At 71.6% G+C, this 21757-nt stretch carries 18 protein-coding genes and 1 pseudogene; 11 read left to right on the top strand and 8 right to left on the bottom strand.

Going from position 1 to position 21757, the window contains the following annotated elements:
• The first annotated feature begins 281 nt into the window (after positions 1 to 281).
• Positions 282 to 1481, top strand: a complete 1200-nt coding sequence (locus ACZ6AA_RS06565) for a polyamine ABC transporter substrate-binding protein (protein WP_468481989.1) — start codon at positions 282 to 284, stop codon at positions 1479 to 1481.
• Here the strand turns inward: ACZ6AA_RS06565 and ACZ6AA_RS06570 are convergent.
• Positions 1423 to 2085 (bottom strand): TetR/AcrR family transcriptional regulator, encoded by a 663-nt coding sequence (locus ACZ6AA_RS06570; protein ID WP_468451880.1) that lies wholly within the window; start codon positions 2083 to 2085, stop codon positions 1423 to 1425. The genes ACZ6AA_RS06565 and ACZ6AA_RS06570 overlap by 59 nt on opposite strands.
• Positions 2086 to 2253: 168 nt before the next feature.
• On the opposite strand from ACZ6AA_RS06570, the gene ACZ6AA_RS06575 reads away from it, so the two are divergent.
• Positions 2254 to 3000, top strand: a complete 747-nt coding sequence (locus ACZ6AA_RS06575; RefSeq protein WP_468451878.1) for an SDR family NAD(P)-dependent oxidoreductase — start codon at positions 2254 to 2256, stop codon at positions 2998 to 3000.
• Positions 3001 to 3020: 20 nt separating this feature from the next.
• Here ACZ6AA_RS06575 and ACZ6AA_RS06580 read toward each other — a convergent pair whose 3' ends face one another.
• Both ACZ6AA_RS06580 and ACZ6AA_RS06585 read right to left on the bottom strand, forming a co-directional pair.
• Positions 3021 to 4211 carry a serine hydrolase domain-containing protein gene (locus ACZ6AA_RS06580; RefSeq protein WP_468451876.1) on the bottom strand — a complete coding sequence of 397 codons (1191 nt, stop codon included), beginning with the start codon at positions 4209 to 4211 and terminating at the stop codon, positions 3021 to 3023.
• A 148-nt stretch (positions 4212 to 4359) separates the two neighbouring features.
• On the bottom strand, positions 4360 to 4662 hold the full coding sequence (locus tag ACZ6AA_RS06585; RefSeq protein ID WP_468452606.1) for a winged helix-turn-helix transcriptional regulator: 303 nt from the start codon (positions 4660 to 4662) through the stop codon (positions 4360 to 4362).
• A gap of 260 nt (positions 4663 to 4922) precedes the next feature.
• On the opposite strand from ACZ6AA_RS06585, the gene ACZ6AA_RS06590 reads away from it, so the two are divergent.
• Entirely contained in the window at positions 4923 to 5573 is a 651-nt protein-coding gene (locus ACZ6AA_RS06590; protein ID WP_471456522.1) for an NADPH-dependent F420 reductase, read from the top strand.
• An 89-nt stretch (positions 5574 to 5662) separates the two neighbouring features.
• Here ACZ6AA_RS06590 and ACZ6AA_RS06595 read toward each other — a convergent pair whose 3' ends face one another.
• The 3 genes from ACZ6AA_RS06595 to ACZ6AA_RS06605 all read right to left on the bottom strand — a co-directional run bounded on the left by ACZ6AA_RS06595 (position 5663) and on the right by ACZ6AA_RS06605 (position 8324).
• Entirely contained in the window at positions 5663 to 6388 is a 726-nt protein-coding gene (locus ACZ6AA_RS06595; RefSeq protein ID WP_471456524.1) for a glycerophosphodiester phosphodiesterase, read from the bottom strand.
• A gap of 130 nt (positions 6389 to 6518) precedes the next feature.
• Positions 6519 to 7580, bottom strand: a complete 1062-nt coding sequence (locus ACZ6AA_RS06600) for an adenosine deaminase (RefSeq protein WP_468481995.1) — start codon at positions 7578 to 7580, stop codon at positions 6519 to 6521.
• 186 nt (positions 7581 to 7766) lie between these two features.
• The gene (locus ACZ6AA_RS06605; RefSeq protein ID WP_468451868.1) at positions 7767 to 8324 is read right to left on the bottom strand and encodes an NADAR family protein; all 558 of its coding nucleotides are present in this window, start codon (positions 8322 to 8324) and stop codon (positions 7767 to 7769) included.
• Between the two features lie 207 nt (positions 8325 to 8531).
• Between ACZ6AA_RS06605 and ACZ6AA_RS06610 the strand changes: the two genes are divergently transcribed.
• The 8 genes and pseudogenes from ACZ6AA_RS06610 to ACZ6AA_RS06645 all read left to right on the top strand — a co-directional run.
• A complete protein-coding gene (locus ACZ6AA_RS06610; RefSeq protein ID WP_471456526.1) occupies positions 8532 to 10037 on the top strand; it encodes a gamma-aminobutyraldehyde dehydrogenase in 1506 nt (501 codons plus the stop codon).
• A 72-nt stretch (positions 10038 to 10109) separates the two neighbouring features.
• Positions 10110 to 11354, top strand: a complete 1245-nt coding sequence (locus ACZ6AA_RS06615; RefSeq protein WP_468451864.1) for a polyamine ABC transporter substrate-binding protein — start codon at positions 10110 to 10112, stop codon at positions 11352 to 11354.
• Between the two features lie 66 nt (positions 11355 to 11420).
• A complete protein-coding gene (locus ACZ6AA_RS06620) occupies positions 11421 to 12584 on the top strand; it encodes an ABC transporter ATP-binding protein (RefSeq protein ID WP_471456528.1) in 1164 nt (387 codons plus the stop codon).
• On the top strand, positions 12581 to 13504 hold the full coding sequence (locus ACZ6AA_RS06625; RefSeq protein WP_471456530.1) for an ABC transporter permease: 924 nt from the start codon (positions 12581 to 12583) through the stop codon (positions 13502 to 13504). The genes ACZ6AA_RS06620 and ACZ6AA_RS06625 overlap by 4 nt, the downstream gene beginning before the upstream one ends.
• Complete coding sequence (locus tag ACZ6AA_RS06630) at positions 13504 to 14316, top strand: ABC transporter permease (protein ID WP_471456532.1); 813 nt, start codon at positions 13504 to 13506, stop codon at positions 14314 to 14316. Before ACZ6AA_RS06625 ends, ACZ6AA_RS06630 begins: the two co-directional genes overlap by 1 nt.
• 23 nt (positions 14317 to 14339) lie before the next feature.
• Complete coding sequence (locus ACZ6AA_RS06635) at positions 14340 to 15758, top strand: NAD(P)/FAD-dependent oxidoreductase (protein WP_468451858.1); 1419 nt, start codon at positions 14340 to 14342, stop codon at positions 15756 to 15758.
• Between the two features lie 142 nt (positions 15759 to 15900).
• Positions 15901 to 16410, top strand: coding sequence for a hypothetical protein (locus ACZ6AA_RS06640; protein WP_468451856.1), 510 nt, complete (start codon positions 15901 to 15903; stop codon positions 16408 to 16410).
• A 348-nt stretch (positions 16411 to 16758) separates the two neighbouring features.
• A pseudogene (locus tag ACZ6AA_RS06645) lies at positions 16759 to 17841 on the top strand (chitinase); the annotation flags it as partial.
• Between the two features lie 53 nt (positions 17842 to 17894).
• On the opposite strand, the gene ACZ6AA_RS06650 reads toward ACZ6AA_RS06645, so the two are convergent.
• Together ACZ6AA_RS06650 and ACZ6AA_RS06655 are read right to left on the bottom strand one after the other, a co-directional pair.
• Positions 17895 to 19190 (bottom strand): McrC family protein, encoded by a 1296-nt coding sequence (locus tag ACZ6AA_RS06650; RefSeq protein ID WP_471456535.1) that lies wholly within the window; start codon positions 19188 to 19190, stop codon positions 17895 to 17897.
• Positions 19191 to 19203: 13 nt separating this feature from the next.
• The gene (locus ACZ6AA_RS06655; RefSeq protein WP_471456537.1) at positions 19204 to 21720 is read right to left on the bottom strand and encodes an McrB family protein; all 2517 of its coding nucleotides are present in this window, start codon (positions 21718 to 21720) and stop codon (positions 19204 to 19206) included.
• Between the last annotated feature and the right edge of the window lie 37 nt (positions 21721 to 21757).

Raw genomic sequence — 21757 nt, forward strand, 5'->3', positions numbered from 1 at the left:
CGGCGACCTGGCCGGGGCGCGGGGCGTCGCGTCCGGCACGGCGTACCGGCTCTTTCCCGGGCCGGTCGACGAGGCGCCCCTGACCCGGGTGACGGCGTCGGACCTGGCGGGGTGGCTGGGCCCGGCCCGCTGACGGCCCGCGCGGTCCCGGGCCCGGCTCCGTGTCGGGTTCGCCCCGGGCCCGCGCCCCCACGCGGCCCGACAGCCTGTCGGGCCGCGCCGCCCCCGCCCCGACGCACCGTCCATTGCCGGGCCCCCGCGCGCCCGTGCATGCTGCCGAGGTGCGAGCGATCCCGAAAGACCCCGTGTCCCGCCGGTCCCTGCTGCGTGCCCTGGGGGGCGGTGCGACCGCCGCCGGCGTGGTCGCGCTCGCCACCGGCTGTGGGGTTCCGGCCGCGTACATCGCGCCCGACGAGCGCGGCGCCGCCGACCGCTCGGGCACGGACCGGAAGGTGACCTTCGCCAACTGGCCGCTCTACATCGACACCGACGACAAGGACACGTCGAAGCGGCCCACCCTGGAGGCCTTCGAGAAGCGCACCGGGATCGACGTGCGCTACACGGAGGAGATCAACGACAACGACGAGTTCTTCGGCAAGATCAGCCCGTCCCTGATGAACCACCAGGAGACCGGCCGCGACCTCATCGTCATCAGCGACTGGATGTGCGCCCGCTTCGTGCGCCTCGGCTGGGTGCAGGAGCTGGACCGGGCCCGGCAGCCCCACGTCACCAAGTACCTCGACCCGCTGCTGCGCTCGCCCAGCTTCGACCGGGGCCGCAGGTTCACGGTGCCGTGGCAGTCGGGGATCACCGGCATCGCGTACAACAAGAAGCGGCTCGGGCGGGAGATCCGGCACGTGTCGGACCTGTGGGCGGGTGATCTGAAGGGGCGCGTCACGCTGCTCTCCGGGCTCGACGAGGCGTTCGCGCTGCTCATGCAGGGGGACGGGGTCGACGTCACGCAGTGGACGGCGGACGACTTCCACCGGATGTGCGACCGGGTCGAGAAGCTCGTGGACAGCCACCACATCCGCCGCTTCACCGGCAACGACTACATCAAGGACCTCTCCAGCGGCGACGTCCTCGCCTGCCAGGCCTACAGCGGTGACGTCATCCAGCTCCGCGCCGACGACCCCGACATCGAGTTCGTCGTCCCCGAAGAGGGCGCGGAGCTGTGGGCCGAGTCCCTGATGGTCCCGAACCTCGCCCGCCACAAGGCCAACGCGGAGCGGCTCATCGACCACTACTACGAGCCCGAGGTCGCCGCCGAACTCGCCGCCTGGGTCAACTACGTCTGCCCCGTGCCCGCGGCCCGCGACGTCCTCGCCTCGTCCAAGGACAAGGAACTCGCGGCGCTCGCCGACAACCCGCTGATCTTCCCGGACGACGGCATGCGCAAGCGACTCGCCATCGCACGGGACATCACCTCGGAGGAGCGCACGGAGTTCGCGAAGCGCTGGAACGCGCTGGCAGGTCTGTAGCGGGCGCGGCCACCACGTCCCAGGCCGCCATCGCCCGGTCCACCGTCTTGGCGAGATCGGCGCCGGTCGCCCCGTCGCGGGCCTGGACCGACATGCCCTGGATGACCGTGGTGTAGAAGGCGGCCATGGCCTCGGTGTCCGTACCGGCGGGGAGTTCGCCCTCCCGCACGCCCCGGTCCAGGCGGCGGGCCATCATCTCCGCGCCCGCCTTCCGCCAGCTCGACAGGTGCTCCTGCACGGGGGCGTTGGCCGCCGAGCAGTTGGTCGCGGCGAGCACGATCATGCAGCCGCTGGGGCTGCTCTCGTCGGCGTACAGGCGCGCGTTCTCGCGCAGCACGGCCTCCACCGCCGCCCGCGCCGTGGGGAGTTCGGTCATCGCCCGGGCCATGGCGGAGCCCTCCGTGGCGCCGTACAGCGCGACCGCCTCCCGGAACAGCGCCTCCTTGGAGCCGAAGGCCGCGTACAGGCTGGGGGAGGCGATGCCCATCGCGGAGGTGAGGTCCGTCATCGACGTGGCCTCGTAGCCCTGCCGCCAGAACACCTCCATGGCCCGGCGCAGGGCCGTCTCCCGGTCGAACGCCCGGGGTCGTCCGCGTCCCGCCACGTCTTTCGCCTCCCTCGCCCCAGTGGCCGTCGCAATTCTGTAGTGACTGACAAATATAGGCCTTGACGTGCTGGTGCGCCCGTGTGAAAGTTTTCTGTGCCGATCGACACAGAAATGTGGTCCGGGGTCGGCGCACGGATGCGTACAAGATCGAGACTTGGGGTCGGGATGACTGAGCTGCTGGGCAAGGCCGCGCTGGTGACGGGTGGCAGCCGGGGGATCGGGGCGGCGATCGTGCGGCGTCTCGCGCGGGACGGGGCCGATGTGGCGTTCACCTATGTGAGCGCGGCCGGGAAGGCGAAGGCCGAGGCCGTCGTGGCCGACGTGGAGGCGGCGGGGCGGCGGGCCGTCGCCATCCAGGCCGACGCGGCGGACGCGGACGCGGTGCGGGAGGCCGTGGAGCGGGCGGCGCGGGAGCTGGGCCGCCTGGACATCCTGGTCAACAACGCGGGCGTGTATCCGTACGGGCCGTTCGAGGACGTCAGCCTGGCCGAGCTCGACCGGACCCTCGCGATCCACGCCCGCGCCGCGTTCGTCGCCGGACAGGCCGCCGTCGCCCATCTCCCGCGGGGCGGGCGCATCGTGAGCATCGGCAGCAACCTCGTGCACCGGGTGCCGTTCGGCGGCATCGTCCTGTACTCCATGAGCAAGTCCGCCCTCAGCGGCTTCACCAAGGCCCTCGCCCGTGAACTCGGCCCCCGCGGCATCACCGTCAACGCCGTGCACCCCGGCTCGACGGACACGGACATGAACCCGGCCGACGGGGACAGCTCCGACTTCCAGCGCGGCATCTCCGCCCTCGGCCACTACTCCGACGCCGACGACATCGCGGCGACGGTCGCCCACCTGGTGGGTCCGGGCGGGCGCACCATCACGGGCGCGGAGCTCACGGTGGACGGCGGGACGAACGCGTAGGTCCGGCCCGCGGGCGGGGGTCAGCCGCGGGCGGGCCTGAGCGCCGCCTCGACGATGCGCTGGGCGACCGGGTTCATGTCCTGGCCCTTGGCGTCGGTGGAGTTGACCGAGTAGACGAGGACGGTGTCCAGGTTCCGGGTGGCGGCGACGATCGAGTTGTAGCCGTGCCGCCCGCCGGTCTTCAGCCAGACGACCCGCCCGTCGGGCGCCTCGTACCGCGTCAGGCCCGCGCTCATCGTGGCGCCCGCGATGTCCGACGGCACCGTGAACATCTCCTCCAGTTGCGGCTTCGGCACGATCCTGCCCTTGAACAGCGCGACGGTCAGCCGCTCCAGGTCGGCCGTCGTGGAGATCATGTCGCCGCCCGCCATCCGGTCCCGCTGGTTCCACTCGGTGACGTCGACGAGGCGCGTCCCGCCGTCCGGCGTCTTCACGGCCTGGTAGCCGCGGTTGTGCGGGCCGTGGATGCGCGGGTCGGTGCCGGGGAAGGAGGAGTGCCGCATGCCCGCGCGATCGAGGACGCGCCGGGTGGCCTCGTGCTCGTACGACCGCCCCGTGACCTTCTCGATGAGAAGCCCCAGGAGCGTGTAGTTGATGCCCAGGTACTCCTGCTTGACCCCCGGGTCGTACGCGGGCCCCTTCGCGATCGACGTGACGGCGACCTCCCGCGGGGTGAGCGTCTCGAAGCGGTGCGCGTACAGCTCCTCGAAGGTCTTGCCCAGAGAGCGGCCCGGCTGCAATCCGCTGCTGTGGTTGAGGAGTTGGCGTACGGAGATGGGCTTGCGGAAGGCGTCGGCGTTCGCGGTGAAGAGGTCGGGCAGATAGCGCTGCACGGGCGCGTTCAGGTCGACTCTGCCCTCGGCGGCGAGCTGGAGCACCACGGCCGCCGTCACCACCTTCGTCGTGGACCCGGCCCGGAACCGCCCCTCCGGGAGGGCGTCCCGCCCCGACCTCAGATCCCGCACCCCCGAACTCCCGTGCCATGACGTCTTCTTCCCCCGCACCCGCACCAGCGCGGCCGTCGCGTCGGCGTCGGGAAGCCCGGCGATGGCCGCACGCAGCGCGTCGGCGTCGGGCTCCGAGCGGGTGTCCGCGGCGACGGTGGCCGGCGCCGCCTCGGCGCCGCTCGCGAGGGCGGGTGCCGCGGCGGCCGTGAGGCCGAGAACGACGGCGGTGGCGATCGTGGCGGAGAGACCGGCACGTACACGCATGAGCTGCTCCAGGTGAGTGGCTGCGGGTTCCCTCTCATCCTGTGCGGCGGGCGGGTGGGGGCGGATCGTCTCTGGGGAGGGGTGGGGACCCTGAGGCGGGTCCGGGGCAACTGGTGGGTGTCTAGGGGGAGTTGTAGGGGAGATCCCCTCAGGGGTCCTCGGCTCTGTCCTGGGCCGCGAGGACCTCGTCGCCGTGTTCGTGGGCCCAGGCGCCGAACGCCTCGATCGGGGGGAGGAGGGTGCGGCCGAGGTCGGTGAGGGCGTACTCGACGCGGGGTGGGGACTCGGCGTAGGCGTGGCGGGTCAGCAGGCCGTTGTGCTCCAGGCGGCGGAGGGTCTCCGTGAGGATCTTGGGGCTGATGCCGCCGATGCGGTCGCGCAGTTCGCGCGGGCGCAGGGGGCCGTGTCGAAGGGCCCAGAGCGTCACCGCGTTCCAGGTGTTGGCGAGCAGGTCGAAGGCGAGGCGGGCGCGGCAGTCGGCGAGGAGGTCAGTGGGTTCGTGGGGCGGGGGCTGGGGCGGACGGCGGGGCGCGTCGCGGGTCGGATCGTGGGGTGCGGTGTGAGGCGTCACCCTTCGCATGGTGCCCGAGGGGGCCGGAGGCGGTGGAGGCGGGCCGAGACTTACCGATCGGTGCCCGAGCGGCTTTCTAGTGTCGTTCTCGTGCCGGTCGGTGGGCCGGGGCATGGGATGTGCGAGGGAGAGTCACACGTATGCGGATCGGGATTCTTGGGGCCGGGAACATGGCCGACGCGCTGGGGACGCAGTGGGCCCGGGCCGGGCACGAGGTGTTCGTGGGCGGGCGCGACGAGGGCCGGGCGGCCGCGCTCGCGGGGCGGATCGGCGCGGTGGGGCACGGCTCCCTGCGGGCCGCCGTCGAGTTCGGGGACGGCGCCGTGCTGCACGCGCTGCCGTACGCGGCCGGGGCCGACGTCGCCGCCGGGCTCGCCGACGCCCTGCGCGGCCGGGTCCTGATCGACTGCGGCAACCCCGTGGGCGAGGGCTTCGCGCTGCTCACGCGGGGCGCCGAGTCCGCCGCCGAACGGCTGGCCGCCGCCGCGCCAGGGGCCCATGTGGTGAAGGCGTTCAACCTGTGTCACGACAGCGTGTGGCGGCTCGCGCCCCCCGTGTTCGACGGGCGGCGGCTCGCGGTGCCGGTGTGCGGTGACGACGAGGACGCGCTGGGTGTCGTACGCGCACTGGTGCGGGACATCGGCTGCGAGCCCTACGACGCGGGCGGCCTCGACCGCGCCGGGCTCGTCGAGGCGACGGCCGCGCTCCTGATCGGCCTCTGGGTCGGCGAGGGCGTGGACGCGCAGGCCATCGTGCCGCCGGTCGGGCTGGTGGCGGGGGAGCCGGGCTAGGGTCTGGCCGAGGGTTCGGCGCTACGGTTCTCCGCTGGGTCGGCGTCGCGGCTTGCGGCCCACCGCGCCGTCCGCTGCGTGCGCTGTGCTCACTCGTGAAGTTCCTTGCCCGTCCGCCGACGGTGCCGCCGGGGCTCTCGTGACAGCTCGGCGGCGAGTGCGTCCACGCGGTTGGTGGTGATCGAGTCCACCCCGTGGGAGATGAGCCGACGCATGGAGCGCCGGGTGTCGGGAGTCCACGCGGAGACCAGCAGGCCGCTCGCGTGCACGCGGTCGACCAGGTCCCGACTCACGAGCCCGAAGCGGTAGTTGAGCCAGCGCGGGGCGATCGCGGCGAGCACGGCGGGCCGGGGCGGGGCGAGCGACTTCCAGGTGAGGGCGATCTCCGCGGCCGGGTCCGCGGCCCGCACCGCGAGCATCGCGTCGGGGCCCGCGCAGTAGTGCGCCCGCTCCGCGGCACCGCAGTCGGCGATGACGCCGACGATCGTGCGCACCGACTCGGGGGTCGCGCCGGGCAGGTCGACGAGGACGCGGTGGCCGTCCGTCTCCTTCAGGGCCTCTTCGAGGGTGGGTACGCCGCCGTCGGTCAGCCCGCGCACCTCGTCGGCGGACAGCGCGGACAGCGGCCGGTCGTGGTCCCAGAGGCGGGCGAGGGTCGCGTCGTGCAGCAGGACGGGGACGGCGTCGCGGGTCAGGCGGACGTCGATCTCCACGGCGTCCGCGCCCCGTTCGAGCGCGGAGCGCAGGGAGGGGAGGGTGTTCTCGCGGACGCGGTAGGGGTCACCTCGGTGGGCCACGGCAGTCACGGTGCGCATGGCACCCATTGTGGCGGGGGACGGGCCCCGGGGCCCTGTCGGCCCGGGGCCCGCCCGCGCCGCGCTCACGCGTGCGTCAGGGGGCTGGTCCCCACGTGCCACAGGGCCGGTCCCTGTGCGTCAAGCCAGGTCAGGAGGCCAGCCAGTTCTCCGTGTACGCGTCGATCTCCGCGGCGATCCTGTCCTTGCCCGCCCGGTCGAGGAACGACGCCTCGACGCCGTTCTTCGCGAGGTCGGCGATGCCGCGCTCGTCGAGGCCGAGGAGACGGGCGGCGACCGCGTACTCGTTGTTGAGGTCGGTGCCGAACATCGGCGGGTCGTCGGAGTTGATGGTGACGATGACGCCCGCGTCCACGAACTGCTTGAGCGGGTGCTCGTCGAGGGTGGCGACGGCGCGCGTGGCGATGTTCGAGGTCGGGCAGACCTCCAGCGGGATGCGGTGCTCGGCGAGGTGCGCGAGGAGCTTCGGGTCCTTGGCGGAGCTGGTGCCGTGGCCGATGCGCTCGGCGCGCAGGTGCGTGAGCGCGTCCCAGACGGTCTCCGGGCCCGTGGTCTCGCCCGCGTGCGGCACCGAGTGCAGGCCGGCGGCGATGGCGCGGTCGAAGTACGGCTTGAACTGCGGGCGCGGTACGCCGATCTCGGGGCCGCCGAGGCCGAAGGAGACCAGGCCCTCGGGGCGGATGCCGTCGGTGGTGGCGAGCCGGACGGTCTCCTCCGCCGACTCCAGGCCCGCCTCGCCGGGGATGTCGAAGCACCAGCGCAGGACGACGTTCAGCTCCGCCTCGGCCGTCTTGCGGGCGTCCTCGATGGCGGCCATGAAGGCGCGCTCGTCGATGCCGCGGCGGGTGGAGGAGAAGGGGGTGATGGTCAGCTCGGCGTACCGCACGTTCTGCCGGGACAGCTCGCGGGCCACCTCGAAGGTGAGGAGGTGGACGTCGTCGGGGGTGCGGATCAGGTCCACGACGGACAGGTACACCTGGATGAAGTGCGCGAAGTCCGTGAACGTGAAGTAGTCCGCGAGGGCCTCGATGTCCGTGGGCACCTTCGAGTCGGGGTGCCGGGCGGCGAGGGCGGAGACGATCCGGGGGGAGGCGGAGCCGACGTGGTGGACGTGGAGTTCGGCCTTGGGCAGTCCGGCGATGAACGTGTGCGCCTGCGCCTGGGCGACGGGGGTGGTGCGGTGGTCGGACATTGGGTTCCTCCCCGGGAACGCGGTGTGATCGGCTGATCGATGACCCCGAGGGGTCGGGGATCATCGTAGGACGGGGTCCCCGGGGAGTTCCGGGGTGCCCCACACCGTTCGTCGGCCTGGGCTGTGCCCACCTGGGCCCGCCGCCCCCCGGGCGACCCAGGCACCCACAGCGGGAGCGGAACGCGGCTACCGCAGCCGCCCCCGCGCCTCCATCAGCGCGAACCCCAGCAGATTCAGCCCCGGCCACCCGGCCGGATCCCCGATCCGCGGATCGTCGGCGGCGAGCCCGACGCCCCACACCCGGTCCACCGGGCTCGCCTCGACCAGGACCCGCTCCCCGGTGCCCACGAGATACGCCCGCAGCGCCTCGTCCGAGGAGAACTTCCGCACCGACCCCTCGACCACGATCCCGAAGCGCTCCCGCTCCCAGACCTGGTCGTCGAACCCCCGCACCAGCCGCCCGGCCCGCTTGGCCTCGGCGGGCGTCCGGGCCGTGAGCGCCGCCCGCTCGGCGTCGGCGTCGCCGAAGAGGCGGGCCTTCGCGGCCATCATCCAGTGCTCCGCCGTCGCGTACTCCACGCCGTCGGCCGTGAACGGCGAGGGCCACCACTGGCTGAAACAGCTGTGTCCCAGCGCGCCGTCACGGCGCGGTGCGTGCCCCCAGAAGTACAGGTACTCGGCCCTGTTCCTCTCCCTGTCTTCCCCCGTGTCCACGCCCGTGTCCTCCCCCGAGAAATGGCTCATGCACGCCACTCTGGCAGGCACCACTGACACTCCGTCCCACAATTTCCAAGCCGACTCGACACCTGGTCGACAGATTCCGTCGCGTAACCAAAAGGCAACAACGGAATCACTTGCTGGACCATCGACCCCCTGTCAGGATCGGCACTCAAATCGATCTGGAACTACGCCGACCCTCTCGGGACGGGGCGGTCGGCGGAGGAGAGCGTCATGCACACATTCCAGGCGCGGGACCGGTTCGCGGACGGCGCCCAGTACAGCGCCGGACGCCTCACCCAGGGCACGTCGGGACGCACCCACGCGGTGGTCGATCCGGCCACGGGCGACGAGGTCCTCACGTACGAGCTGGCGGGCGCCAAGGACGTGGACGACGCGGTCGCCGCCGCTGCGGACGCGTACGTCGGCTGGTCGGCCGCGAGCCCCGGGGAGCGCTCCGACGCGATGCACCGCTTCGCCGCCGAGCTGTCCGACCGGGCCGAGGAGCTGGCGCGGGCCGAGTCCCTGCAGTGCGGCAAGCCGATCAAGCTGAGCCGCGAGTTCGACGTACCGGGCACCATCGACAACACCGCCTTCTTCGCGGGCGCCGCCCGCCACCTCCAGGGCCAGTCGGCGGGGGAGTACGACGGCGGCGACCACACCTCGTACGTCCGCCGCGAACCGATCGGCGTCGTCGGCTCCATCGCGCCCTGGAACTATCCGCTCCAGATGGCCGCCTGGAAGGTGCTCCCGGCGATCGCGGCGGGCAACACCATCGTCCTGAAGCCGTCCGAGCTGACGCCGTTCACCTCGCTGATGTTCGCGCAGGCCGCCACCGCAGCCGGGATCCCCGACGGTGTCGTCAACATCGTCACCGGGGCCGGGCGGGAGGCCGGTGAGCACCTCGTCGGGCACCCCGACGTCGTCATGACGTCCTTCACCGGCTCGACCGGCGTCGGCAAGCGCGTCGCGGAGGTCGCCACCGCCACCGTCAAGCGGCTGCACCTGGAGCTCGGCGGCAAGGCGCCCTTCGTGGTGTTCGACGACGCCGACCTGGAGGCCGCCGTGCACGGGGCCGTCGCGGGCGCCCTCATCAACAGCGGCCAGGACTGCACGGCCGCCACGCGCGCGTACGTACAGAGGCCGTTGTACGACGCCTTCGTGGCGGGCGTCGCCGACCTGATGGCGACCGTGCGGCTCGGCGACCCCTTCGACCCGGCCACCGACCTCGGCCCGCTCATCTCGCACACGCACCGCGACCGCGTCGCCGCCTTCGTCGACCGGGCCCGCTCCTACGCGCGCGTGGTGACCGGAGGCGAGGCACTCGACCACCCCGGGGCGTACTACAGGCCCACTCTCATCGCCGACGCCGCGCAGGACAGCGAGGCGGTGCAGGCGGAGATCTTCGGACCGGTGCTCGTCGTGCTGCCCTTCGACTCCGACGCCGACGGCATCCGCCTCGCCAACGACACCCCCTACGGCCTCGCCGCCTCCGCCTGGACCCGGGACGTCTTCCGCGCCAACCGCGCGACCCGCGAGATCAAGGCGGGCTGCGTGTGGGTCAACGACCACATCCCGATCCTCAGCGAGATGCCGCACGGCGGCTACAAGGCGTCCGGCTACGGCAAGGACATGTCCGCCTACTCCTTCGAGGAGTACACGCAGATCAAGCACGTCATGTTCGACAACACCGCGGTGGCCAGGAAGGACTGGCACCGCACGATCTTCGGGGACCGATAGCCGGAACGCGAAGGCGGGCGCCGCGCGACCGGCGGCACCCGCCCGCTCACCTCCCGAAAGGGCGATCAGCACATGGAGCAGTACGAGCCCGACCCGCTCTCCCCGGCCCAGGTGGCCGCCATGCACCGCAGCCTGAGGAACGGCAGGGCCGCGCTCACCCGCCGGTCGCTGCTGCGCGCCTCCGGCGGCGGCCTGCTCGCCGCGGGCGGGCTCGGCGCCCTGAGCGCGTGCGGCATCCCCGCGGCCGGCAAGGGCGAGGGCGGCATCGCCGCGGACGACCGCTCGGACAAGGAGAAGCGCGTCAACTTCTCCAATTGGACCGAGTACATGGACGTCGACGAGGACGAGCGGCGCCCCACCCTCGACGCGTTCACGAAACGCACCGGGATCAAGGTCAAGTACACCGAGGACATCAACGACAACAACGAGTTCTTCGGGAAGATCAAGCCGCAGCTCGCCGCCGGGCAGGACACCGGGCGCGACCTGATCTGCGTCACGGACTGGCTCGCCGCCCGCCTGATCCGCTTCGGCTGGGTGCAGAAGCTCGACCCGGCCCAGCTGCCGCACGCCTACGCCAATCTGTCCGCCCAGTTCCGCTCACCCGACTGGGACCCCGGGCGCGCCTACTCGTACCCCTGGACCGGCATCTCCACCGTCATCGCGTACAACAAGAAGGCCACCGACGGGGAGAAGATCACCTCGGTGTCGCAGCTCCTCGACGAGCCGAAACTCAAGGGGCGCGTGGGCTTCCTGTCCGAGATGCGCGACTCCATGGGCATGGTGCTGCTCGACCTCGGCAAGGACCCGGCGAAGTTCACCGACGACGACTTCGACGCGGCCGTCGCGCGGCTTCAGAAGGCCGTCGACAAGAAGCAGATCCGCCGCTTCACCGGCAACGACTACACCGCCGACCTCGACAAGGGCGACCTCGCCGCGTGCGTGGCCTGGGCCGGGGACGTCGTCCAGCTCAAACTCTCCAACCCCGACATCGAGTTCGCCATCCCGGACAGCGGCTACCTGACCTCGACGGACAACCTCCTGGTCCCCAACAAGGCGCGCCACAAGCGGAACGCCGAACGGCTCATCGACTACTACTACGAGCCCGGCCCCGCGGCCCGCCTCGCCGCCTACATCAACTATGTGTGCCCGGTCGACGGCGTCCGCGACGCGCTCGCGAAGATCGACCCCAAGGCCGCGGCGAACCCGCTGATCATCCCCGACAAGGCCATGGCCGCGAAGTCGCACGCCTTCCGTTCGCTCACCCCCAAGGAAGAGGCCGCGTACGAGGGGAAGTTCGCGAAGCTCACCGGTTCTTGACGCACTTCTCCGCGCCCTCCTCTGGAACTTCCGCCGGAACCTCCTCGACCTCCTCTGGACGCCAACATGACGACTGCCACAGAACCCAAAGAGCACGGCGGCGACGTACGCCTCAGCGGTATCAGCAAGACCTACGGCTCCTTCACGGCCGTGCACCCGCTCGATCTCACCGTGCCCCAGGGCTCCTTCTTCGCGCTGCTCGGCGCCTCCGGCTGCGGCAAGACCACCACCCTGCGCATGATCGCGGGCCTGGAGGAGCCCAGCAGCGGCACCGTCCGCCTCGGCGAGCAGGACGTCACCGCGCTGCCGCCCTACAAGCGCCCCGTGAACACCGTCTTCCAGTCGTACGCCCTCTTCCCGCACCTCGACATCTTCGAGAACGTCGCCTTCGGCCTGCGCCGACGCGGCATCAAGTCGGTGAAGAAGCAGGTCGGCGAGATGCTCGACCTGGTCCAGCTCGGCGAGCAGGCTCGCAAGAAGCCGCACCAGCTCTCCGGCGGCCAGCAGCAGCGCGTCGCCGTCGCCCGCGCGCTCATCAACCACCCCAAGGTGCTGCTCCTCGACGAGCCCCTCGGCGCCCTCGACCTGAAGCTGCGCCGTCAGATGCAGCTCGAACTCAAGCGCATCCAGACCGAGGTCGGCATCACCTTCGTGCACGTCACGCACGACCAGGAGGAGGCCATGACGATGGCCGACACCGTGGCCGTGATGAACGGCGGCCGCGTCGAGCAGCAGGGCGCCCCCGCCGACCTGTACGAGAACCCGCGCACCACGTTCGTCGCCAACTTCCTCGGCACGTCCAACTTCATCGAGGCCGAGGTGGCCGAGGCCAGCGGCGATGACGTGTTCCTGAAGGCGGGCGGCGGGAAGCTGACGCTGCCCAGGGCGCGATGTACGGCCGCCGCCACCACCGGCGGCACGGTCCTGGTGGGCGTGCGCCCGGAGAAGATCTCGATCGCGCACGCCGAGGACGCGGGCGCGATCCCCGACGGCCGCAACTGCATCACCGGCCGCATCGCCGACTCCAGCTTCATCGGCGTCTCCACGCAGTACGTCGTCGACAGCCCCGTCTGCGACGCCTTCGAGGTGTACGCGCAGAACATCGAGCGCGACACCCGGCTCGTCCCGGGCGCCGAGGTCGTCCTGCACTGGAACCCGGCGCACACCTTCGGGCTCGACGCCGACCAGGATGCCGAGGCGGGCGTGGAGAAGGTCGAGGAGGACGCGTGACGGCCCCCGTGCAGGCGCCCCCCGAGGCCGACGAGCCCCCGGCGCGCCCGCCCCGCAAGCGCGGCCGCCTCGTCCCCTACTGGCTGCTGCTTCCCGGCATCCTCTGGCTGCTCGTCTTCTTCGCGCTGCCGCTCGTCTACCAGGCGTCGACGTCCGTGCAGACCGGCTCCCTCGAAGAGGGCTACAAGGTCACCTGGCACTTCGCCACCTACTGGGACGCGCTCGGCGACTACTGGCCGCAGTTCCTGCGCTCGGTGATCTACGCGGGCGCCGCGACGATCCTGTGTCTGCTGCTCGGCTATCCGCTGGCGTATCTGATCGCGTTCCGCGCGGGCCGCTGGCGCAATCTGATCCTGGTCCTGGTGATAGCGCCGTTCTTCACCAGCTTCCTCATCCGTACGCTGGCGTGGAAGACGATCCTCGCCGACGGCGGGCCGGTCGTGGGCGCCCTGAACAACCTGCACCTCCTCGACGTCACCAACTGGCTCGGCGCCACCGACGGCGACCGCGTCCTCGCCACCCCGCTCGCGGTGGTCTGCGGACTCACGTACAACTTCCTGCCGTTCATGATCCTGCCGCTCTACACCTCCCTGGAGCGCATCGACGGCCGCCTGCACGAGGCCGCGGGCGACCTCTACGCCCGGCCGTCCACCACCTTCCGCAAGGTGACCTTCCCGCTGTCCATGCCGGGCGTCGTCTCCGGCACCCTGCTCACCTTCATCCCGGCGGCGGGCGACTACGTGAACGCCGACCTGCTCGGGTCCACCGACACCCGCATGGTCGGCAACGTCATCCAGACGCAGTTCCTGCGCATTCTGGATTACCCGACGGCCGCGGCGCTCTCCTTCATCCTGATGGCCGCGATTCTGTTCATGGTGACGTTCTACATCCGCAAGTCGGGGACGGAGGATCTCGTCTGATGTCTTTCTTCTCCGCCTTTTTCCGTTGGCTGCGCCGGAATCTCGTCGTCATCGCCGGTCTTGTCACGCTCGGCTATCTGCTGCTGCCCAATGTCGTCGTCACGGTCTTCTCCTTCAACAAGCCGAAGGGCCGCTTCAATTACTCCTGGCAGGAATTCTCGACGGACGCCTGGAAGGACCCCTGCGGCGTCGCCGACATGTGCGGCTCGCTGTCGCTGAGCCTGCAGATCGCCTTCTGGGCGACGCTCGGCGCGACCGTCCTCGGCACGATGATCGCCTTCGCGCTGGTGCGCTACCGCTTCCGGGCGCGCGGCGCCGTGAACTCGCTGATCTTCCTGCCGATGGCGATGCCCGAGGTCGTCATGGCCGCCTCGCTGCTCACGCTGTTCCTCAACATGGGCGCTCAGCTGGGCTTCTGGACCGTCCTCATCGCGCACATCATGTTCTGCCTGAGCTTCGTGGTGACGGCCGTGAAGGCGCGCGTGATGTCCATGGACCCGCGTCTGGAACAGGCCGCGCAGGACCTCTACGCCGGGCCCGTGCAGACCTTCCTGCGGGTCACCCTGCCGATCGCCGCCCCCGGCATCGCGGCGGGCGCGCTGCTCGCCTTCGCGCTCTCCTTCGACGACTTCATCATCACGAACTTCAACGCCGGATCGACTGTGACCTTCCCCATGTTCGTCTGGGGATCCGCGCAGCGGGGTACGCCCGTTCAGATCAATGTGATCGGCACGGCCATGTTCCTGATTGCCGTCCTTCTCGTGGTGGCAGGAATGATCGTCGGAAAGCGCCGCGCCAAGAAATCCCTGTAAGAGCCCTGAAGGAGTTGGAAATCATGGCCCCAAGCGCCATGACCCGTTGGACCACGTCTCTCGCCGAGGCCAAGCCGGTCTCGTTCTGGCTTGACGACCCCAAGAAGCCCGACCCCGAACCGGCCCTGGTCGGCGACGAGCGCTGCGACCTGCTCGTCGTCGGCGGCGGCTACAGCGGCCTGTGGACGGCCCTGATCGCCAAGGAGCGCGACCCCGGCCGCGACGTCGTCCTCGTCGAGGGCCGCGAGATCGGCTGGGCCGCCTCCGGCCGCAACGGCGGCTTCTGCGCCGCGTCCCTCACCCACGGCCTGCCCAACGGCCTCGCCCGCTGGCCGGACGAGATCGCGAAGCTGGAGGAGCTGGGCGCCCGCAACCTCGACGAGATCGAGGCCGCCGTCGCCCGCTACGGCATCGACTGCGACTTCGAGCGCACCGGCGAGATCGACGTGGCCACCCAGCCGCACCAGCTCGCCGAACTGCACGAGGTGTACGAGGAGATGGCCGGGCTCGGCCTCGCGGGCGGCGCCGAGATGCTCGACGCGGACGCGCTGCGTGCGCAGGTGGACTCGCCCACGTTCCTCGGCGGCCTCTGGGACCGTGACGGCGTCGCCATGCTGCACCCGGCGAAGCTCGCCTGGGGCCTCAAGCGCGCCTGCCTCGACCTCGGCGTGCGCGTCCACGAACACACCCCGGCCCTCCAACTCGCCTCGCCCGGCGCGGGCATGGCGATCCGGACGCCCTACGGCCGGGTCTACGCCCGCCAGGTCGCCCTCGGCACGAACGTCTTCCCGTCCCTGGTCAAGCGCGTCCGTCCGTACACCGTCCCGGTGTACGACTACGCCCTGATGACCGAGCCCCTGACCCCCGACCAGCTCGCCGCGATCGGCTGGCAGGGCCGCCAGGGCCTCGGCGACGCCGCCAACCAGTTCCACTACTTCCGGCTCTCCGCCGACAACCGCATCCTGTGGGGCGGGTACGACGCCGTCTACCCGTACGGCGGCAAGGTCCGCGCCGAGTACGACCACCGCCCCGAGACGTACGCGAAGCTCGCCGGGCACTTCTTCACCTGCTTCCCGCAGCTGGAGGGGGTGCGCTTCACGCACGCGTGGGGCGGCGCGATCGACACGTGCTCGCGCTTCTCGGCGTTCTTCGGCACGGCGTACGGGGAGCGGGTCGCGTACGCCGCCGGATACACCGGACTCGGGGTGGGGGCCACGCGGTTCGGCGCCGAGGTGATGCTCGACCTGCTCGCGGGCGAGCGCACGGAGCGCACGCGCCTGGAGATGGTCCGCTCCAAGCCGCTGCCGTTCCCGCCGGAGCCGTTCGCCTGGACCGGCGTGGCGCTCACCAAGTGGTCCCTGGCGCGGGCCGACGAGAACGCCGGGCGCCGCAATGTATGGCTCCGCGCGATGGACAAGATGGGACTCGGCTTCGACAGCTGACCCGGACCTGCACCGGCGTACGCCGCACCGCTCCGTGACGCGCTTCACTACCACTCAGTAGCGGAAGCTGCGTAATGGCCGCCCCCGGGGCCGCTCTTCCTCGTGACACGCGTATGCGTGACCGACGAGAGGAAGGTTCGCCATGACGGTTTCGGGGAGCAAGTCGGCGGTCGAGTGGCTGGTGTCGGTGGCACCGGATCCGGACGCCTGCCGCTGGGAGTGGGAACGCAACCCCCTGGGGGTCGTCCTGCTCCCGGCCGGCCGGCTCTGGGACGTGCTCATCCTGCCCGGCGATCTGGGCTACCCCACGCTGGACGTGCTGGCCCGGGTCGTGGACCAGCCCGGCCCGGTGCTCGCCGACTTCGGCGACGCCCGGATGGGCTTCTTCGTGCCCGCGGGCACGGTCGCGCGCTGGCTGGGCACGGGGGTGCGGGGTGCGGGGCGCGGCACCTGGATCGTCGTGCCCTACCCAGGCCGGTCCACCGGCGGTGTCCGCTGGCTGATCCCACCGGACGGCTCCGGCACGCTGGTCGATCCGGCGCTGCTGGAACTCGCGATGCACGAGGCGGCGGCGTCGCTGGCGCGGGCGGAGCGGGGCGGGGGCGGCGGGGCCGGGGAGGGTGCTGAGGACGCCGAGGGCGGCGAGGAGTGAGCGGCACCCTGCTCAGGACGTAACAGGTCCTGACTCCCTCGGCACCGCCGACGCCCCCTCAGCACCGCTGGACACCCCCTGCACACGGCGGGGGCGGTGCTGTGCGAAGACCGGACGGCAGCCCTGCAGAAGACGGGACAGCAGCCCTGCACCGGCCCTGCGGCAGTCCTGCCAACACCCTTGACAACAGCATTGGTCTGGACCATCTTGAGCGCGTCCTGCTCTCCAATCCCCCCACCTCCGGAGGCAGTTGTGGACCGCTCCCGCTCACCCCTGCGCAGACCCAGACTCCTCACTGCGGCGGCCGCACTCGCGCTCGCGGCGTCCGGCCTGCTCGCCGCGCCGAGCACGGCGGACTCGGCGCCCCCGACGACTTCGGCGCCCGCCGACACCAAGTCCCCGTCCGCCGACGCCGAGGCCCTCCCCGCCCACGCCCTCGTCGGCTATCTGCACACCAGCTTCGCCAACGGCTCCGGCTACACGCGCCTCGCGGACACTCCGGCGAGCTGGGACATCATCGACCTGGCCTTCGGCGAGCCCACCTCGGCCACGTCCGGCGACATCCGCTTCGGCCTCTGCCCGAAGACGGAGTGCCCGAACGTCGAGACGAAGGACGAGTTCAAGGCGGCCATCAAGGCCAAGCAGGCCCAGGGCAAGAAGGTCCAGATCTCCATCGGCGGCCAGAACGGCCAGGTGCAGCTGAAGACCACCCAGGCCAGGGACAAGTTCGTCTCGTCCGTCTCCGCGATCATCGACGAGTACGGCCTCGACGGCCTGGACATCGACTTCGAGGGCCACTCGCTGTCGCTGAACGCCAACGACACGGACTTCAAGAGCCCCACGACCCCGGTGATCGTGAACCTGATCTCGGCGGTGAAGACGCTCAAGGCCAAGTACGGCCCCGGCTTCACCCTCACGATGGCCCCGGAGACGTTCTTCGTACAGCTGGGCTACCAGCACTACGGCCCCGGCCAGTGGGGCGCCGACCCGCGCGCGGGCGCCTACCTCCCGGTCATCCACGCCCTGCGCGACGACCTCACCCTGCTGCACGTCCAGGACTACAACTCGGGCCCGATCATGGGCCTCGACAACCAGTACCACCAGATGGGCGGCGCGGACTTCCACATCGCCATGACCGACATGCTCCTCACCGGCTTCCCGGTCAAGGGCAACGCCGCCAACGTCTTCCCGCCCCTGCCCCCGGAGAAGATAGCCATCGGCATGCCCGCCTCGGTGAACGCGGGCAACGGCCACGTCTCCACCGCCGAGGTCAACAAGTCCCTGGACTGCCTGACCAAGAACACCAACTGCGGCCCCTACAAGCCCCACGGCAAGTGGCCCACCCTGCGCGGCCTGATGACGTGGTCCATCAACTGGGACCGCTTCAACAACTGGGAGTTCTCAAGGAACTTCGACAGCTACTTCGGCTGAGGGGCGGGTACGGCGGCTCACCGGGCCGATGCGGAACCGCTGGACGCTGGGGGTCAGGCCAGCACCTGGCCCCACACCCGCGCCAACGCCCCCGCCCGCCCGGACCCGGCCAACTCCCGCAGCACCCATGGCAGATCCAGCGGCAGCGACCGGACCCGGGCCGCCGTCCCGCCGCCGTCCCCTCGGCGCACGGCTACGCTCTCGCGGTGCGCGGAAGGGCCGCCGGGGTGGACGAGGACGCAGGTCGGCACCCGGCCCTCCGGCTGCCGGGCGAGCGCGTGGGCGTACAGGAAGGCCTGGTACAGATCGGCGGTGCTCAGCTTTCCGCCGCGGGTGCCGGTGCCGTACAGCTTGTACTTGACGTCCACCGGCAGGCGCAGGTCCGGGCCCGTGATCACCGCGTCCGGCCGGACCTCGCTGTACGGCCGGTCGAGGCGCTCGTCGTGCAGGACACCCCGCTGCCGGGACTGGCCCTGGACGGTGTACTCGCCGTCCGCCGCGTCCGTGAGGAGGCGGGTCACGAAGGCCTCGAAGAGGGTGTTCATGTCGACGAGGAACGCGCGTGAGGCCAGCGGTCCGGCGGCGAACAGGTCCGCGATGCCGCCGCCGCCGAGGAGCAGCGCGGACCAGCGGTGCGGGGCGCGGTAGTGCTCGTTGTGCCGGTGGTAGTCGAGCCCGGCGAGCGCCGTCCGCAGGTCCCCGAGCGGCCCCGGCGCCAGCGCGGCGAACCGCGCCGCCGCCCGTCGGGCCCTGGCCCGCACGGCCGGGTCACGCGTCGTGCGGGCGGCGAGGTCGGTGGCGGCCGCGCACAGGCGATTGTCGAGCACGTCAGCGTCGTGGTCGTCGAAGCGGCAGGCGAGCCGGTCGACGCGACCGTGCAGGCGCAGCACCTGACGGTCCACCAGGAGCCGCCCGCGGACGGCCGACAGGTCGTCCTCGGACGTCACATAGTCGCGCCGCACGCCGTGGCCGAGCAGCCGTTCGGCGTGCTCGGTGACGAGCAGCGCCACCAGATCCCGCAGGTTCGGGGCGCCGTCGGCGGCCGTGCGGTGGGCGTCCAGGGGCGGGCAGGTGCCGTCGGCGGCGTACGCGAGCATCCGCAGGACGTCGAGGTCCTCGCCCAGGTACTTGGGCCGGACGCGGATCTCGCAGGCGTCGAGGCGCACCACGCCGACGTGCTGGTATGCCGTCACCTCCAGCCGCCCGCGCGCGAGTTCCCGAACCGTGAGGCGGTCCACGAGGCCTTGTCCGGCGCACAGCCGACGGTCGGCGGCGCTCAGCGTGACGCCCTCGACGAGGGCCGTCGCGTACTCCCGCACCCCCACCACCGGCGTGCCGGCCCCGCTCACGGGTGTCGGCACGCTACTCCGTCCCGCCCTTGACCTGGAGTTCCGTGTACAGCGCGGTGACCAGGTCCTCGTCACTGAGGTCCCGCAGGGTGTGCGTGCCGGTGTCGACGAGGTCGTCGCCGAGGAAGGCGGCGAGGAGGGTGTAGTCGTCGTACGCGTACTCCTGGAGGAGCGGCAGGATCTCGCTGCGGACGATCGCGGCGAGTTCGGCGGCGGAGTCCACGGGGGCGCCGCCCGGCAGGAAGAAGGCGTGCCCGATCTGCTTCTCGCGGTCCAGATGGGTGCGGATCCGCTGGTTGAGGGTGTCGAGAAGGTCGGCCAGGTGCAACTGGTCGACATGGCAGCCCTGGAGCGGCGCGGAGTCCGGGAGGAGTTCGAGGAAGGCGAAGCGGCGGCGGACGGCCGCGTCCAGCGCGCGGATGGAGCGGTCGGCGGTGTTCATGGTGCCGATCACGTACACGTTCGGCGGGATCGTGAACGGGGCCTGGCTGAGCGGCAGCGTGACCGAGCGGCCCCGCTTGTCCTTCTCCAGGAGCGTCACCGCCTCACCGAGGATCTTGGGCAGATGCCCGCGGTTCAGCTCGTCCACGACCACCAGGTAGGGATGGCCGGGGTCGGCCGCGGCGGCCGCGCACACCCGCTTGAACACGCCGTCGCTGAGGCCCAGGGAGATGCCGCCCGCCCCCGCGCCGCTCGCCCGCACCGGCCGGTAGCCCTCGATGAAGTCCTCGTACCCGTAGCTCGGGTGGAACGTCACGGTCGTCAGGCGACCGGCGGCCGTGAGCGCGTCGAGCGCCGCGCCGAAGGCCGCCGTGCCCGGCTCGGCGTACGGGTCGACGCCGGGCAGCCCGGACAGTTCGCCGAGGCGGCGCACCGCGAACCGCAGCGCGGTGTACGTCTTGCCGGTGCCGGGCGGGCCGAACAGGACGGCCTGGCCGCGCCGTTCGAGGGCGTCCGCGAGCGTGCGCAGCTCCGCGTCCAGGGGCTGCGCGACCGCCGCCGCGACCTCCGGCAGCGCATCCGCCGATGCCTCGTCGTCGGGGCCCGTCCGCACGCCGTCCGACTTGGCGCGGCGGATCTTCGTCCACAGGGCGGCCGGTACGTCCTTGACAGTCACCGTGGCCCAGGACCGCTCGGGCTCCTCGAGGCGCGTGGCGTACCGGTCGTCCCAGTCGACGCCGACGGTGTGCCGGTGGTCGTCACGGTCCGGGCGCCACGCGTAGCCCTCGTCCGTCACCCGGCCCGCGCTCAGGACCTGGCTCGCGCCGGTGTTGGCGACGACGATGTCACCGGGGCGCAGACTCAGGAGCTTCCACAGCTCGTTGGCCTTCGCGGTGATCTTCGGCTGGTGGCCGTGGTACTCCTCGGAGTACGCGGCCTTGAAAGCCGCCGCGTACTCGTCCTTGTCCGCGTACGCCCGCAGGTCGCCGACCTCGTCCCAGCCGACGGCGATGTACCCGCCCGCGCGGCACGCCTCCCACACGCTGCCGTCCCGGCCTGCCGCGATCTTCACGATCTGCTCGGTGCGCTGCGGGTCGGCCCACCAGAACAGGAACATCACGGCCTCGTCGTACGACCAGCCGGCGAAACGCAGGTCGGTGTCGATGACGTCCTTGAGCCGCGCCTGGAGCGCGAACCGCTCCAGCTTCGGCACGGGCTCTCCGGTCAGCCGCTGGAGGAAGTGCGCCACCCAGGGGTGCGCGTACAGGCTGAGGGCGGAGTCCGGCGCGTACACACGCAGGGTCTTGGCGACCAGCGCGGGGCCCGAGCGGATGGCGTCGATGGCGTCGATGTCGGCCGTGCGTCCCTCGCGGGCGGCCGTGACGGCCTCGACGAGACCGGCGCGCACCTGCTCCCAGGCCTCCTCGGCGCTCGCGTAGCGCGAGTCGTGCCACCAACTGCCGTCCTGGGCCCGGAAGTAGATCAGGTGCTTGCGCGCGGAGCCGCCCGCGATGGATCCGAGCGTGCTGCTGGCGAACTCCAGGAGATAGCAGTAGGGCCTGGTCTGCGCGCTGTCGCCGAGACCCAGCGCGAACCGGTCGAGTGGCAGCGTCGGCCAGTCCTCCCACGGGAAGGCCCGCCGGATCTCCTCGGCCTGCGCGGCCATCTCGGCCAGCGGGGCCGCGCTCCGCTTCCGGTCGAACGCGGCGAGCGCCTCGGCCAGCGGCCAGGGCGGCAGCGTCTCGGCCACGGCGGCGGACACGGGCGCGAGCACACAGCCGCACACACCCGTGATGGGCTGCCCCTTGCCGCCGGTGAGGCCGATGGACTTGGCGAACTCGGCGCGACCCGCGGTGTCCTGGGACGGCGCGGAGTCGATCAGCCGGCGCCACAGCAGGCCGTCGGGGTCGGGAAAGCGGGGCAGCGTCCCGGAGTCGGTGAGGTGGGTGCAGGCCGGATCGTGGTGGATCAACCGGCCGTGCAGCGGCAGGAGCACGTACCCGGGGGAGCGGGTGAGGGCGTAGTCCCCGCGTTCGTACGTGACGGCGACAGGCTCCAGCTGTCCCGTCCGCTCCGGCTCGTCGGCCATGTGCTCCCCCTCGGAGTCTGCGATGGGCCGCGGAGAG

Source organism: Streptomyces sp. NPDC040610 (genome assembly GCF_055594065.1).